13 protein-coding genes are annotated in these 14,022 nt (G+C 58.3%); 2 read left to right on the top strand and 11 right to left on the bottom strand.

Annotation, left to right across the window (positions count from 1 at the left end; genetic code table 11):
• Nucleotides 1-3: 3 nt before the first annotated feature.
• The gene (locus tag IEW18_RS05785) at nucleotides 4-1,281 is read left to right on the top strand and encodes a zinc dependent phospholipase C family protein (RefSeq protein WP_188556866.1); all 1,278 of its coding nucleotides are present in this window, start codon (nucleotides 4-6) and stop codon (nucleotides 1,279-1,281) included.
• Between the two features lie 163 nt (nucleotides 1,282-1,444).
• On the opposite strand, the gene IEW18_RS05780 is transcribed toward IEW18_RS05785, so the two are convergent.
• From IEW18_RS05780 to IEW18_RS05765, 4 genes are all read right to left on the bottom strand, one after another.
• A complete protein-coding gene (locus tag IEW18_RS05780) occupies nucleotides 1,445-1,630 on the bottom strand; it encodes a hypothetical protein (protein WP_188556865.1) in 186 nt (61 codons plus the stop codon).
• 289 nt (nucleotides 1,631-1,919) lie between these two features.
• Nucleotides 1,920-3,344, bottom strand: a complete 1,425-nt coding sequence (locus IEW18_RS05775) for a TolC family protein (RefSeq protein WP_188556864.1) — start codon at nucleotides 3,342-3,344, stop codon at nucleotides 1,920-1,922.
• 56 nt (nucleotides 3,345-3,400) lie between these two features.
• Nucleotides 3,401-6,481, bottom strand: a complete 3,081-nt coding sequence (locus IEW18_RS05770) for an efflux RND transporter permease subunit (RefSeq protein ID WP_188556863.1) — start codon at nucleotides 6,479-6,481, stop codon at nucleotides 3,401-3,403.
• 110 nt (nucleotides 6,482-6,591) lie between these two features.
• Nucleotides 6,592-7,764, bottom strand: a complete 1,173-nt coding sequence (locus tag IEW18_RS05765) for an efflux RND transporter periplasmic adaptor subunit (RefSeq protein WP_188556862.1) — start codon at nucleotides 7,762-7,764, stop codon at nucleotides 6,592-6,594.
• 283 nt (nucleotides 7,765-8,047) lie between these two features.
• On the opposite strand from IEW18_RS05765, the gene IEW18_RS05760 reads away from it, so the two are divergent.
• A complete protein-coding gene (locus IEW18_RS05760) occupies nucleotides 8,048-8,404 on the top strand; it encodes an MGMT family protein (RefSeq protein WP_188556861.1) in 357 nt (118 codons plus the stop codon).
• A 92-nt stretch (nucleotides 8,405-8,496) separates the two neighbouring features.
• Here the strand turns inward: IEW18_RS05760 and IEW18_RS05755 are convergent, their stop codons facing one another.
• The 7 genes from IEW18_RS05755 to xseA form a co-directional block, all read right to left on the bottom strand.
• Complete coding sequence (locus tag IEW18_RS05755) at nucleotides 8,497-8,922, bottom strand: response regulator (protein WP_188556860.1); 426 nt, start codon at nucleotides 8,920-8,922, stop codon at nucleotides 8,497-8,499.
• Nucleotides 8,919-9,731 carry a sensor histidine kinase gene (locus tag IEW18_RS05750; protein ID WP_188556859.1) on the bottom strand — a complete coding sequence of 271 codons (813 nt, stop codon included), beginning with the start codon at nucleotides 9,729-9,731 and terminating at the stop codon, nucleotides 8,919-8,921. Before IEW18_RS05750 ends, IEW18_RS05755 begins: the two co-directional genes overlap by 4 nt.
• Nucleotides 9,732-10,557: 826 nt before the next feature.
• Nucleotides 10,558-10,983 (bottom strand): hypothetical protein, encoded by a 426-nt coding sequence (locus IEW18_RS05745; protein WP_188556858.1) that lies wholly within the window; start codon nucleotides 10,981-10,983, stop codon nucleotides 10,558-10,560.
• Nucleotides 10,984-11,063: 80 nt separating this feature from the next.
• Nucleotides 11,064-11,753 carry a hypothetical protein gene (locus tag IEW18_RS05740; protein ID WP_188556857.1) on the bottom strand — a complete coding sequence of 230 codons (690 nt, stop codon included), beginning with the start codon at nucleotides 11,751-11,753 and terminating at the stop codon, nucleotides 11,064-11,066.
• A 25-nt stretch (nucleotides 11,754-11,778) separates the two neighbouring features.
• Nucleotides 11,779-12,177, bottom strand: coding sequence for a hypothetical protein (locus tag IEW18_RS05735; RefSeq protein WP_188556856.1), 399 nt, complete (start codon nucleotides 12,175-12,177; stop codon nucleotides 11,779-11,781).
• A gap of 78 nt (nucleotides 12,178-12,255) precedes the next feature.
• A complete protein-coding gene (gene xseB / locus IEW18_RS05730; RefSeq protein ID WP_188556855.1) occupies nucleotides 12,256-12,474 on the bottom strand; it encodes an exodeoxyribonuclease VII small subunit in 219 nt (72 codons plus the stop codon).
• A gap of 13 nt (nucleotides 12,475-12,487) precedes the next feature.
• Nucleotides 12,488-13,978 (bottom strand): exodeoxyribonuclease VII large subunit, encoded by a 1,491-nt coding sequence (gene xseA / locus IEW18_RS05725; RefSeq protein ID WP_188556854.1) that lies wholly within the window; start codon nucleotides 13,976-13,978, stop codon nucleotides 12,488-12,490.
• Between the last annotated feature and the right edge of the window lie 44 nt (nucleotides 13,979-14,022).

Raw genomic sequence — 14,022 nt, 5'->3', positions numbered from 1 at the left:
TCTATGCTGAAATGGATTGTTGGCGTAGTGCTCCTGCTGGGGCTGACTACGCAGCCGGCCTCGGCCTATTCCGTGCTTACTCACCAGGCCAACGTGGATTCCAGCTGGGCGCGCTGCCTGCTGCCGCTTTTGCAGCAGCGCTACCCCGGGGCCAGCGAGGAGCAACTTAACGAGGCCAAAAGCTATGCCTACGGGGGCTCCATTCTGCAGGACATGGGTTACTACCCCTTTGGCTCCGAGCTATTTACCAATCTGACCCACTACGTGCGCTCCGGCGACTTCGTGCGAAGCCTGCTCGATGAGGCCCACGACCGAAACGAGTACGCCTTTGCCCTCGGGGCCCTGGCTCACTACGCCGCCGATATTCACGGCCACCCGGAGGGCACCAACCGCGCCATGCCCAGCGTCTACCCCGATCTGAAAGCCAAGTTTGGCGACGTCATTACCTACGAGGAAGCGCCCATTCAGCACACCCAGCTGGAGTTTGCCTTCGATGTGGTGCAGGTGGCCGCCGGCCGCTACCGCAGCGCCGACTACCAGCGCTACATCGGGTTCCAGGTAAGCAAGCCGGTGCTGGAGCGGGCGTTTCTGAAAACCTACGGGCTGGAGTTGGGCCAGGTGGTGTTCAATGTTGATCTGGCCATTAGCTCGTTTCGGTTTGCCGTACGCAGCCTCATTCCCATTGCCAGCCGGGCCGCCTGGCAGTCCCAGAAAAAGGATATTCGTAAGCTGAGCCCCCAGGCCCGCCGCCGCGAGTACGTGTACAAGGAAAGTGAGCGGGAGTACCGCCAGCGCTACGGCACCGACTACGAGCACCCCGGCACCGGGGCCCGCATCCTGTCGTACTTCGTGCGGGTGCTGCCTAAGATTGGACCGCTGCGGCCGTTTGCCTTTAAGCTCCCGACACCCGAAGCCCAGGAGCTGTTCAAAGCCAGCTTCCGAACGGTGATGCGCAACTACTGCACCCTGCTGGAACAAGAGCCCAAGGACACGGCAGTAGCCGTGGGCCCTCAACTGTCCAACGCCGACTTCGACACCGGTAAACTCACCAAGCTAGGCGAGTACGCCCTGACCGATGAAACTTACGGCGAATGGCTCCGCAAGCTAGCCGACAAGAAGTTTGACCACCTGACGGTCCCGCAGCGCCAGCACCTGCTGGCGTTCTTCAGCACGCCCGTTCAGGAGCCGGTGGCCCAGGAAGAGAAAGACAAGGAAAAGCGCAAGGAAACGCTGGCCGCCCTGGAGCAGTTGCGGGCAACTCAGGTGTTGCCCGCACCATAGGCTCGGAATCTAGCACTACCTAGAAACAGGCCGCCCCGGCTGTCCTCCCCTTACCCTCACGCGGTATCAGGTAGGAAGCAGCCGGGGCGGCACGCTTATGTGTGTTGCACACTGGTACTCTTCTGCCTCGAAGCAGCCACAGCCGCTCCCAAGCCTGCGCTACTTAGAAGTGCCGGTTGGCCCGGTAGGGGCGGTAGTTGGGGCGGTGCAAGTGGTGCTGGCCTTTCAGCTTGGCCCGCACGGCTGGTAACAGTCCGCGGCCGCGCAGCGCCGTCGCCGACGATTCAGTGGGCAGGCAGAATGACAGTGCAAAGAAGACGAGGCAGAGGCGGAGTACAGAAGTAAACATGTGCAGTTGATGTGCAGTGGCGCTGATGATGAATCAAAGCTACTGTGCCGCTTCCCAGGCCGGGACTTTCTTCGCTAGACTATGTCATCTTCCCACTGAAAGCGTGTTTTTTGTGGCTAAAGGAATTCTCTATCCTAGAATAAGGACGCATAAACGCAACAGCGCCCCATCCAGCAAAGGGTGAGGCGCTGAGAAGCAGGGCTTATTGTGCCACTAGGTAGGAGTGGCCGCTACCAGCCACTGGGCCTAGACTTCGGTGGCGAACCAGCATGCAAACTTGGGGCTAACACTAGGGCTGAGTAGTGCCTTCCTGCACCAAGCCGCTACTTAGGCGGCGTAGGATAATCTCCGCCTGCTTAGCTTGGTAGCGGATGTCAAGGAGGCGTACTTCGGCGTCGAGCTGGGTGCGCTGGGCTTCGCGCAGGGCCAGGGGCGTGAGCAAACCCAGACGGTAGCGCTCCAGGGCAATGGCCACGTTTTCGCGGGCCAGCAGGATGTTGGCTTCCTCTAACTCCAGCAACTGCAGCCGGTTTTGGTACTGGGCCCAGGCCTGCTCCGCCTCAGCATCCAGCTGCAGCTGGGTCTGGTCGAGCTGGAGCTTGCTTTGCTCCTCGGCAATGCGGGCGTTTTGCTCCAGGCGCGTGCGGTTAAAGCCGTCGAAGATGGGCACGGAGGCCACTACCCCGTAGTTCAGGCCGAAGGTGCGGCTGGTGTTGGTAACTAGTTGGGTGCCAAAAAATGCGGCCCCGTTGATGTTGCGGTTCAGGCCGTAGCCCGAGGTAAGACCGATTTGCGGAAACCGGGAAGCCCGCACCAGTCGCCGGTCGTAGGTAGCAACTTCCGTGTTGGTCCGAGCCTGCTGCAGCCGGGGGTTGTTCTGCCGGATGGCTTGAAGCACCACGTCCCGGTTTAGGTCCTGGGCAACCACAATGGAGTCCTGGGGCTGAAAATCGAGGTTAGGATTGCGGCCTAGCAGGTTGTTGAGGGTAATTTTGGCGGTTTTCAGGGCTTCCTGCTGCTGAATCAGGGCCGAACGGTCGGCGTTGTAATCCACGCGGGCCGTCAGCACTTCCACTTTCGCGCTAACGCCCACATCCACGCGGGCCTGCGTCAGGTCGATGCGGGCCTGACCGATTTTCAGGGCTTCTTCAATGGAGTTGATCTTGCCCGACTCACGCACTACCACAAAGTAGGCATCCGTAATATCGGCCACCGTTTCCTCTACCGTCGCCCGGTTCAACTGGCGCTGGCTTTGCTCCAGGGCCTGCAGCCGGTCGTAGGCAATGAACATCCCAAACCCATCGAATATGGTCCAGGTGGCCGCTACGTTAGCGTTCAGTAGGTTAGACTGGGCCCCGTTGGCAATGCTCGGCTCGGGACGGCTGGAGGATTCCTGCCGCACGTTGTTGCGGTTGAAGTTGCGGGTAAAGTTGCCGTTGACGGTGGGCAGCTGCCCGGCGTTGCCACGCGTGACGTTATTTTCGGCAATGCGCACATCCTGGCGGGAAAGCCGGATGTTGTAGTTGTTTTCTACCCCAACCCGAATGGCCTCGGCTAGGGTAAGCGAAGGCGCGGGGGCTACGGTTTCGGGCTTTTCCGTCTGGGGTTTGCTCTGGGGCTGGGTGCTAGGCTGACGCTCGGGTAGCACCGGCTGCTGGGCCAGCAAAGGCAGGGGTGAGGTCAGCAGAAAAGCAAAAAGGAAGAAACGACGCATGGAGGAAATCAGCGGCTGAACACCGAGCGGTTGGGATAGAACGAAAGAAGGCACGATTACGCCACAACTGCTTTTTCTTCGGCGGCCGGTTGCTTGTGCTTTTTGGCCGTAGCGAAGTAGGAATACATAACCGGCACCACGTACAAGGTTAGGGCCGTAGCAAAAAATAAGCCGCCCACTACCCCAATTCCCATGGCGCGCCGGCTCAGGGCGCCCGCGCCGGTAGCCACGGCAATCGGCAGAATACCCAGAATGGCGCAGAGCGAGGTCATCAGAATGGGGCGGAAACGGGCCGTAGCGCCCTCAATCAGGCCGGTCATGTAGTCCTTGCCGTGCTCGACCTGCTGGTTGGCAAACTCCACGATCAGGATACCGTTCTTGGTCACCAGCCCCACCAGCATGATAATGCCGATCTGGGAAAACAGGTTGAGCGTCTGGTTAAAGTACCACAAGCTCAGCAGGGCCCCCGATAAGGCCAGAGGCACCGTCACCATGATAATCACCGGGTCGCGGAAGCTCTCAAACTGGGCGGCCAGCACTAGGTAAATCAGCACCAGCGCCAGGCCGAAGGCAAAAACCAAAGAAGAGGAACTCTCCTGGAAGTCGCGGGAGGCGCCGGCCAGTTCGGTGGAGAAGGTCTCGTCCAGGGTTTTGTCGGCCACGGCTTGCATGGCGGCAATCCCGTCGCCGAGGGTGCGGCCCGGGGCCAGGGAGGCCGAGAAGGTAGCCGAGTTGTAGCGGTTGAAGCGATAAAGCTGGGGCGGCGTGCTGCTTTCCTGCAACCGAATCACGTTGTCCAGCTGAATCAGCTCGCCATCAGCATTTTTCACCGAAAGCAGACGCACGTCCAGGGGCTGGCTGCGGTCCTCGCGCGCTACCTGCCCGATAATCTGGTACTGCTTGCCTTCCCGGATAAAATAACCGTAGCGCTGCCCGCTCAAACCCGACTGCAAGGTTTGGGAAATGCTCTGTACTGATACGCCTAAACTCTGGGCCTTTTCCCGGTCGATGTTCACGCGCAGCTCGGGCTTGTTGAACTTCAGGTTTACATCCACGAACTGGAAGGTGGGGTCCTGGCGGGCCGCGTCGAGGAACTTGGGCACGGCCGTGCGCAGCTTGTCGAAGTCCTGGGTCTGAATAACAAACTGCACCGGTAGGCCGCCGCCGCCGCCGCCGATACTCTGGTCCTGCGACACCGAGGTACGGGCGGCCGTCAGCTTTTTCACGCCGGCGCTGAGCTTGTCGGAAAGCTGCTGCTGGGTGAGCTTGCGCTCATCGGCGTCGAGCAGCAGCACGCGGGCCGTGCCGGAGTTGGAGCCGCCCCCGAAGCCCGGCGACGTCACGGCAAACACGCTGCTCAGGTTCTGCTCCCCGGTCGTGTCCATGGCCAGCTTGGTAAGCTGGGCCATGTAGGCGTCCATGAACTCAAAGGAAGCGCCTTCGGGGCCCGTGGCGTTGATGTTCACACGGCTCCGGTCCTCAATAGGAGCCAGCTCGGAAGGAATGGTTTTCATGAAAAACCAAATGCCCACGCCCGTGCCAGCCACCATCAGCCAGGCCATCCAGCGGTTGCGCAGGAAGCTTTCCAAACTACTCTGGTAGCCACCAATCATCCTCTGGAAAAAAGGCTCCGTCTTGCGGTAAAACCAGTTGTGCTTTTCCTGGCGCTTGAGCAGCACCGAGCACATCATGGGCGTCAGGGTCAGGGACACGAAGGCCGAAATCAGTACCGAGCCGGCCACCACAATCCCGAATTCCCGGAACAGACGGCCCGTAATACCCGTCAGGAACACCACGGGCAGGAACACGGCCGCCAGCACAATGGTGGTACTGATTACGGCCACCAGAATTTCCTCGGAGCCTTTAATGGCCGCCGTTTTGGGGTCCTCGCCTTCCTCAATACGGGAGTAAATGTTTTCCAGCACCACAATGGCATCATCCACTACCAGGCCAATGGCCAGCACGATTGCCAGCAGGGTCAGCACGTTGATGGAGAAGTCCATCAGGTACATCACGAAGAAAATACCCACCAACGACACCGGAATGGCTACCACCGGAATGATGGTGGAGCGCCAGTCGCGCAGGAAGAGGAAGATGATGATGACCACGAGCACGAAGGCCTCGATGATGGTGTGCTCTACCTCATTGATGGACTTGCGGATAAACACCGAGTTATCGAAACCCGGCTTCAGTACCAAGTCCTTGGGCAGGTCCTTGCCGTAGAGGGCAATGCGCTGGTTGAATTCGTCGGCAATGTCAATCTGGTTGGAGCCGGGCTGGGGAATAACCGCCAAACCTACCATCGGCACGCCGTTCACCTTGAAGATGGTCTGGTCGTTTTCGGGGTAGAGCTCGGCGTAACCGATGTCCGACAAGCGCACCAAGGACGATTCATCCTGGCGGATAATCAGGTTGTTGAAGTCCTCGATTGTGCTCAGGCGGCCCATGGTGCGGAGCGTGAGCTGGGTGGCCTCGCCCTGCACCGAGCCGCTGGGCAGCTCCACGTTTTCGCGGGTCAGGGCAGCTTGCACGTCGACGGGGCTCACGCCCAGGGCTGAGAGTTTCACCGGGTCCAGCCACAGGCGCATGGAGTACTTCCGCTCCCCGTACACCCGCACCTCCGACACGCCCGGTATGGTTTGCAGGCGCTCCTTGAGGGTGTTATTGGCGTAGTCGGTTAGCTCCAGCAGGTTGCGCCGACTGGAGCTGAGGTAGGTCATCACAATGGGCTGGGAGTCGGCGTTGGCCTTGCTGACTACCGGCGGGTCGATGTCGCGGGGTAGGCGGCCCTGGGCCCCCGAAACCTTGTCGCGCACGTCGTTAGCGGCAGTTTCCAGGTCGGCGTCGAGGTCAAACTCCACGGTAATCTGGGTGCGGCCGTCGCGGGAGTTGGACGTCAGGTTCTTGATGCCCTGGATGCCGTTCAGGGCTTCTTCCAGCGGCTCCGTCACCTGGCCCTGCATTACGTCGGCCGAAGCGCCGGTGTAAGAGGCCGAAACCGTGATAATAGGTGGGTCGACGCTCGGGTACTCCCGGACGCTGAGGTAACGAAACCCAATCACCCCGAAAATCACAATGACCAGGCTCATCACAATGGCGAGCACCGGCCGATTTATGCTAGTTGATGATAAGCTCATGAGTTGTTTTCACGCAGAAGTTCGCAGTGGGAAACGCAGTGGCTCGCAGCAAAGGGTAACGGATTACGCTAAACCATCACGCTTTCTAGTGCCAGACACTGGGTAGAATCTTACTTAACGACACGTACCGCGTCGCCAGGTTTAACCTGCAGGATGCCAGTTCGAATTACGGAGTCTCCAACGGCTAGGCCGTCAGTAATCTGAATCAGGCGGGAAGAGCGGACGCCAATTTTTACCTTTTTTGGGACCATCTTACCGCCTTGTACCGTGTACACACTGTAGCTGTTGGCTTCTGGTATTACAGCCTCGGTGGGAACCTGCAAGGCGCTTGAGGTTTCGCCCAGTTGCAGATTTACTTTTACGAAAGCGCCGGGGCGCAGTTCGTTGCTGCTATTGCTGTAGCGGGCGCGCACAGTTTGGGTGCGGCTTACGGGGTCAATCTGCGGGTCGAGAGCGTAGACTTTAGCCTCGTACTTCTTGTTCGAGGCCTCATCAGTAATGGTGATAGGGTCGCCGGTGCGCACCAGGTTGGAAAAGCGGCTGGGCACCGTAAAGTTGATTTTCACCGGCTTTACCTTGGAAAGCGTCGTTATTTCGGCGCCGGGGCTAACGTAAGTGCCTACGGTGGCTGTGGTTAGGCCCAGCACCCCAGAAAATGGCGCCCGCACGTAGGCCTTGGCCAGCGAGGCGCGCAAGGTTTGCAAATCAGCCTGGGCCGTGAGCAGCTGGTTGTTGGCCTGCTCGTATTCCTGGGCGCTGATGTACTCTTTATCGAGCAGGGTGCGCTGCCGCCGCTCCTGGTCGCGGTAGAGCTTGATGTTGTACTCCTGCTTACGCAGGCTGGACTGGATTTCGTCGGCGTTGATGCTAAACAGTAGTTGGCCCTTACTCACGGGCTGGCCCTCTCGAATGTTGAGGCTGGTAATCTTGCCCGAAATCTCGCTTTTGATAACTACCGACTCCTCGGCCAGAATAGAGCCCGTAGCGGCTACCTCATCGGCCAGGTTAGTGGCTTGCACCACGTACACCTGCACGGGCAGTTTCTGGCCGCCTCCTGCACCACCTTTGCCACCGGGGGCTGCTTTGCCGCCGCCAGCGCCAGCACCTTTACCACCGCCGGGGCCACTTTTGCCTTCGGCACTCTGGGAGGGGAAATACTTGATTTTAATGAAGGCCAGCGCGCCAATAACGGCCAAGGCCACCAGCACCCACACGATGCGGCGGCCGGCGCCACCGGAGCGGTTTTCAGTTACTTCTTGTTCGGTTTGTTGCTGCGTTTGCATGTAGCTACTACAAGTGAGGTGCCTGACCCAGTGCGGTGCGTAGAGGTGGGAGCAACCGTCAGAACGCTAACCATTGGCATTAAGTTGGGACAGGAGGAAGGGAAGGCGAATGATGGGGGTAAGACACAGAAAAAAAGAGTGGGTTGCTTGCCGCTACCCACTACTTACCCGTAACCAAGGCCAGTAAATGGCCCGCCGGGGCCGACCGTGCAGGCAGAAGAAGGAGGTGGTTTATTCCAGCAAAAAACCGGAAACTAGCAGCAGAAATAGAATTTTAAGCCCTATGTCCATCCCCCGTAACCCCACCGAAAAGCAGCGTAATTTCTTCCAGGAAGTGCATGAGGTAGTGCGTTTGGTGCCCGCCGGCCGGGTGACTACCTACGGCGCCATTGCGCATTATTTGGGAGCCCGGCACGGGGCCCGGATGGTAGGGTGGGCCATGATGGCCGCGCACACGGCGCCTGAATACGTGCCCGCGCACCGGGTAATAAACCGCAACGGCCTGCTTACTGGGCGTCAGCACTTTGCCTCGCCCACGGCCATGCAGGAGGCCCTCGAAGCGGAAGGCACCACGGTACAGAAAGACCAGGTAGTAGACTTCAAGCGCCTGTTCTGGGACCCTTCAGCGGAGCTGGAATAGAGCGCCCCTGCGGTAAGCAGGCCGCAGCCGCTACCGCAGGGGCAGAAAGTAAATTGCAAAAAAACGACTGCTGGCTAGCGGTAAGTGCTTCCTTAGAAAGACGCCGTGAGCAGGGTCCGGGAGCTACCCGGATTTGGGCGGTTGTCAATTACGCTCTGAATGGCCCCGCGTACTTCCTCCGGGCTAGCGTTTTTAAGCAGATACCCGTGTGCTCCCTCAGCCCGCAGAGAATCAATCAGCTCGGGCTCATCGTGCATGGAAATGATAATGGCCCGCACCTGCGGATACTGCGCGCGTAACAGGCGCACGGTTTGCAGCCCATCGAGCACGGGCATCTGCAAATCCATCAGCACCACGTCCGGAATGTTGCCCTGGTCCAGGTGTTCCAAGAGCTCTTGCCCGTCACCGGCTTCAAACAAAACCTCCATCCCAGGAAAACCGCTAATAAGGGCCCGCAACCCCTTACGAAATAGGATATGATCGTCAACTACGGCTAAGCGAATCGTGGTGGCACTCATAGGGCTGAGGAGGGAGCGGTTTGAATTGTAGAAAGGTACGGAATGGGTAAGGAAATCCAAACCCGGGTTCCCTCCCCCGGCGCCGATTCGTGGCGCAGGGTTCCCCGTAGTACGCCAACCCGGCTGCGTAAGTTGGTTAATCCCAGGCCGGTACGGGTTCCGGGCGCGGGTGGCTGATCGGGCAGGGTCGGGTCAAAGCCCACTCCATCATCGGAATAGCGCAGGGCTAGCTGCTCCGGCCCGAATTCTACCACAATATGAATATGGGCGGCATAGGCATGGCGCAACCCATTGCCCAGCAGCTCCTGCACTACCCGGTATACAATCAATTCATACTTGGGGTCGAGACGGCGGGGCTGGCCCCGTTGCTCTACCTCCACCTGGGTAGGCCCATCGGCGGGGACGGTGCGGGCCAAGGCCTCCAGGGCAAAGGGCAGCCCGAATTTCTGCAGGGCCGCCGGGAGCAGGTTCCGGGAAATGCGGCGGACCTCGTTAATGGCCTGGTCCAGCAGAGAGGAAGCCTCCTGGGTAAGCTCGGGCTGGTCCAGGGTGTTCAGGTGCAGCTTCACAATGGCCAGGGTAGTTCCAACGCCGTCGTGCAGGTCGCCGGCAATGCGGCGGCGTTCCTCTTCCTGGGCCAGCAGGGCTGCTTCCAGAGCCTGCTGCTGGGCGGCTTCGTGCAGCTGCTGCATCTCCAGCTGCTGCTGAATTAGCCGCCGTTGGTAGCGCACCACAAAGCCCACGATGCCCAGCGCCAATAGCAGCAGAATGGGCGTCACGAGGACCAATGGGATAAGCGCGTCGGGCATAGAAAGGAGCAAAAGCCAAATTTTCCTGTCCAAGATACAGGGTTTTACTTGATCAGGTGCCCTGAAAGCACCCGATACCGTGGGGGCTCAGTGGGCGGGCGCCAGCCTAACCGGAAGCGCAGCCAGCGGGGCAAGGCCTGACGAACAGAGCGGTGCCCCGGAAATAGATACAGCAAATAACATAATAGCGCAATGTGCATAATCCGAATGGGGGGATACAAAGACAAACTCAATAGCTCAAACTGAACCCCTGAGGCTGGTAACGAGATAAAGTCAGCAAACCAACCGCGTTGGTGTAGTTCCTGGGCCGTAATAAGTAGTGCCGTGCTTGTATAATAGATTAGCACAATAGAGGCGAATACTAATTCCGGATTTTTTTCAGGATAAGTATGCGTGGTTGGCTTAAGCTGCCAGGCATGAGTTAAAGCCACTGAGGCTATCAGAAAGCTACCTGTAAATCGACCTATTACATTAATACTGGTCAGGAACGGGTCAACAGTGCAGGCACTAATAATCTCGACAGTAATAAAAATAAGCCATGCTAACTTTATAATTAGTTTTCTCCCTTGGTAAATAGAGTTGAAAATTATGCATAAGATTGTAATGTCGCAGACAGTTGATATATGAAAAGCAGGGCTATTATTATGTAATATTCTGCGGCATGCAGCATCTATAATAACGCATCCTACATCCAGTAAAAAATAATAAAAAATGGGGCGGAAGGGTTTAGGAATAAACTCCCTCCGCCCCATATAAACTGCAAGCGGCACTACGGATAACATACTGCATATCCTGATTACAATAGCTAGGCAGGATAGCCAGAAGCTCACGCGCCAGTTTGCAAAGGGCTGGTAGGGTCACACACTGAAGGACACTTTGATGAACCATCTCCCACAATTCCATCATCAGTAGCCGGCTGCTCGCCCGCCGCGGGCCGGGGCACGATATCATACCCGTTTTTATCTACGCCAACTACCAACAGCTGGTATTCTGGCTGCTTGTTCTCTTCAGCTTTGGGCTTGTCAAGGCCCATGTAAAAACGCAGGCCCACGCAACCAGCCTGCTGCTTGATATCATCTAGCAGCTGGTTACTAAAATAATACGCATTGATGCGCTTGGCACCGGTAAGCTCGGCCTCGGTGGCAGGCTGCTGACGATAATTCTTAGTCCACTGCTCCGCCGTAGCGGGGTCGATGGGAGTTCCGGCGTTCGGGTCGAAGCCCGGTAGAGGATCGGTAGCGTGTTGGGCCATGCAGGCGGACGTAAGGTGTGTGGTGTAGGGAGCAAGTGCTTTTAAAGGTAGGTAAGTACGCCTAAGCCGCAAGCTGTTTTCTAAGATATACAGTACCGATCTGCGGGGGTAGCAACCGGACCTACCAGCCAAAATGCCCGAGCCAGCGTGATGCTCAGAAACAGCAGCATTACTAGATTAATAAAATAGATGCGGTAAACCGCGTCGGCATCATTCTGAGCAATGAAATTGTTTAGAAAAAGATAAATTCCTACGGTGCTGGTCATGTAAATTAAAATAGCACAGTTGGTTATAAATACTGGATTGCGTGTCGGGGAATTTAGCTTGCCTTTAAGTAGGAAATACTCAAAATATAAGAAAATAAAACTGATACACAGAAAACTTTCTACGGCATTAGTATAGGAATTTAACTTGTCAAATCCTTCCAAGTACAGCGAATCGGTTAAGGCAAAAGCAACATAAGCCGCCATCAAAATAGTGGCTACTGGTTTGTATTTTGTATTCTTAAATAAGCGCCGAAAATACCATAAATACAGAAGGCCTTCCCCAAAGGTGGTGGCATGCCCAACCGCCAGATTATATTTCCACAGGGCGATGGCCAGCCTGGAAAAGCCGAACATAACCGGGATGAATATGGTCAGTAATGCCAATACGCGAAAAGGCGGTGGCAGCCGCGGCCACCACCGCCACGCTAAAATGGCTGGCAGGAAAAAGGTAAGGTTAACGCTGATTTCAAACGCCACATACGCTTTTATCCAAGTATCTGACATGGGCAAAAGCTGACGAAGTACTGGCTTAACTGTTGAGTGGATTGCTGATGCTACAGCTGGGCGGACAGGGCGTGCCTATTTCTATCTGGGTAGATGCTACGCTGTCCAGGCTGCTTTCGGCTGGTGCCGAGGAGCTAACCATCAGCTCATCGGGTATACTTTCCAGCGACGAGGCCGTAGCCAGCAAATCCTGATCTTCCCCATCGGTACCCACCAGAATCAGCCGCCGCTCATTCTGCTCATCCCGTCCATAATACAGGCGGATGCCAGCACAGTTGGGCTGGGCCAGAATAGCTTCTAGAGTAGCACGGGAAAAATGATGGCCCTTGATCCGGTCGGTGTGTTGGTCGCGGTAACGGCGGGTCCAGTCGCTGGCCTGATCCAGCGTAAAAGATGGGGTAGGTTGTTCAGGGGAGGAAGACATGCAGGCAATAGAAGACAAAGGCAGAATTACTGGTTTCAAATATACCAGATTAGGTATGCAGCGCAAGCTGCGGCCTTTCTAATCGCCGTTCTCGTCCTCTTCTTCCAGGTTTTCGAACACCTGATCAATGGCCGATTCAGCGGAGCGCAGCTTTTGTTTGCAGAGGCGAATCAGCTCGGCCGAACGCTGCACGCGTGCCGTCAGATCGTCCACATCTACGGCATCGGTTTCCAGGGCGCGCAGAATGGTTTCAAGTTCTTCGATGGCTTGGCGATAGGTAAGGTTTTGGGGCGACATGAGAAGTGCGAGGCTAGGAAAGTAACAGGGGGAGCTGCCCCCCAATGCGGGCCGGCACTACCGCATCGGGCAGGCGCAGCAGCACTTGCTGGCCCGCGCGCAATGGGCCAGTAAAGGCCTGACCCTTAGGCGTGAGCAGGCGAATGGTTCCGGGGGCTGGCTGGGTATTCAGCTGCGCCAAACGCAGCTCGGCGCGGTGCAGCAGCCGGGTGGCGGCCAGCTGCAGAGCGTAGCGCTGGCTTAGAAGCTGCTCGCAGCGCCGCCGGTGCAGGCGCCGGAAATGGCGGGCCAGCAGGCGGCCACGCCGGCGCAGGCCCTGCTCGTGGTGGCGCACGGCCGCGCGGGCAGCGCGCTGCAGCTGGTGCCGCCGCCGAATCAGCTGATGTTCCTGCTGGCGCAGCTGGGCGCGGGGGGTAGCGGCCGCCTGCCGGATGCGCTGGTGCAGGGCCTCGCGCTGGTCTTGCAGTTGGCCGTGGGCCGCCAGGTGGGCGTGGCGAAGCAAGCGGCTTAGTCGGCCATTTTCTACCTGCACCCGGGCCTGGGCCAGCTCCCGAATGCGCAGGCCGTAGCCTTCCAGCGCGGCCTCCAGGCGGGCCAGGCGCTCAATCAGGAAGGCAGCCACGGCCGTGGGGGTTTTCAGGGCCGTGTGGGCCGTCAGGTCTAGTACTGCTTCGTCCCGCTCGTGGCCAATGCCCGTCAGCACCGGGAGAGGAAAAGCTCCTACAGCCGCCGCCAGGCCATAGTCATCAAAGGCCAGCAGATCGGTTTTCGAGCCCCCGCCCCGGATAATAACCACGGCATCGTACTCGTGCCGGCGCCCCCGGATGGCATCCAGCGCCGCCCGAATGCTGGCCGGGGCATCATCGCCCTGCATCAGGGCCGGAAACAGGGTAATGGAGAAATCGTAGGGAGCCTCCTGCAGCTGCTGCACAAAGTCCTGCCAGCCGGCGGCGGTAGGCGACGAAATAACGGCCACCCGCTGCACGCCAATGGGCAGCGTCAGCCGCTTTTGGCGCTCCAGCAGATCCTGAGCCTCCAGCTTGCGCAGGGTTTCGAGACGTAGCCGGGCCAGGTCGCCGACGGTGTACGTGGGGTCGAGGGCGAGTACGTCGAGGCTCAGGCCGAACTGCTCGTGGAATTTCACCTGCACCCGCAGCATCACCTTCAGGCCCGTGCGCAGGGTTAGGCCAGTCTGCTCCTCAAACACGACGCTCAGCTGCTGGAAGCGCTGGCTCCAGATGGTGGCTCGCGCCTGCGCTTTAAGCTGAGCGCCGCGGCCAGTAGTATGCTGGTCGGTGAGGGTGAGGTAGCAATGGGCCCCATCGAAACGCGGAAGGGTGAGGTCGGCAATTTCGGCCACTACCCAATAAGAATCCGCGAACCGCTCGCTCAGGGTTTGGCGCACCCGGGCCAGCAGCTCGCTCAGGGGCAGGGCCGCGGGTGGTAAGGCCGGCGAGTTGGCCGATGTAAGCCCCGGCTCGGGGCGGCGGTTATACAGTGGCATCAGATGCGCAAGTTACGCAGAACGAGGTGGTGAAATGGTGATGC

The sequence above is a fragment of the Hymenobacter glacieicola genome (assembly GCF_014640315.1).
Classification (GTDB): Bacteria; Bacteroidota; Bacteroidia; order Cytophagales; family Hymenobacteraceae; genus Hymenobacter; species Hymenobacter glacieicola.
Note: the sequence above shows the minus strand (reverse complement) of the source record. Positions and strands in the feature narration are given on the sequence as shown.

Bases quoted from the DNA above. Each gene is read 5' to 3' on its own strand.
- IEW18_RS05785 (WP_188556866.1), top strand. From the start codon at position 4: ATGCTGAAATGGATTGTTGGCGTAGTGCTCCTGCTGGGGCTGACTACG.
- IEW18_RS05780 (WP_188556865.1), bottom strand. From the start codon at position 1,630: ATGTTTACTTCTGTACTCCGCCTCTGCCTCGTCTTCTTTGCACTGTCA.
- IEW18_RS05775 (WP_188556864.1), bottom strand. From the start codon at position 3,344: ATGCGTCGTTTCTTCCTTTTTGCTTTTCTGCTGACCTCACCCCTGCCT.
- IEW18_RS05770 (WP_188556863.1), bottom strand. From the start codon at position 6,481: ATGAGCTTATCATCAACTAGCATAAATCGGCCGGTGCTCGCCATTGTG.
- IEW18_RS05765 (WP_188556862.1), bottom strand. From the start codon at position 7,764: ATGCAAACGCAGCAACAAACCGAACAAGAAGTAACTGAAAACCGCTCC.
- IEW18_RS05760 (WP_188556861.1), top strand. From the start codon at position 8,048: ATGTCCATCCCCCGTAACCCCACCGAAAAGCAGCGTAATTTCTTCCAG.
- IEW18_RS05755 (WP_188556860.1), bottom strand. From the start codon at position 8,922: ATGAGTGCCACCACGATTCGCTTAGCCGTAGTTGACGATCATATCCTA.
- IEW18_RS05750 (WP_188556859.1), bottom strand. From the start codon at position 9,731: ATGCCCGACGCGCTTATCCCATTGGTCCTCGTGACGCCCATTCTGCTG.
- IEW18_RS05745 (WP_188556858.1), bottom strand. From the start codon at position 10,983: ATGGCCCAACACGCTACCGATCCTCTACCGGGCTTCGACCCGAACGCC.
- IEW18_RS05740 (WP_188556857.1), bottom strand. From the start codon at position 11,753: ATGTCAGATACTTGGATAAAAGCGTATGTGGCGTTTGAAATCAGCGTT.
- IEW18_RS05735 (WP_188556856.1), bottom strand. From the start codon at position 12,177: ATGTCTTCCTCCCCTGAACAACCTACCCCATCTTTTACGCTGGATCAG.
- xseB (WP_188556855.1), bottom strand. From the start codon at position 12,474: ATGTCGCCCCAAAACCTTACCTATCGCCAAGCCATCGAAGAACTTGAA.
- xseA (WP_188556854.1), bottom strand. From the start codon at position 13,978: ATGCCACTGTATAACCGCCGCCCCGAGCCGGGGCTTACATCGGCCAAC.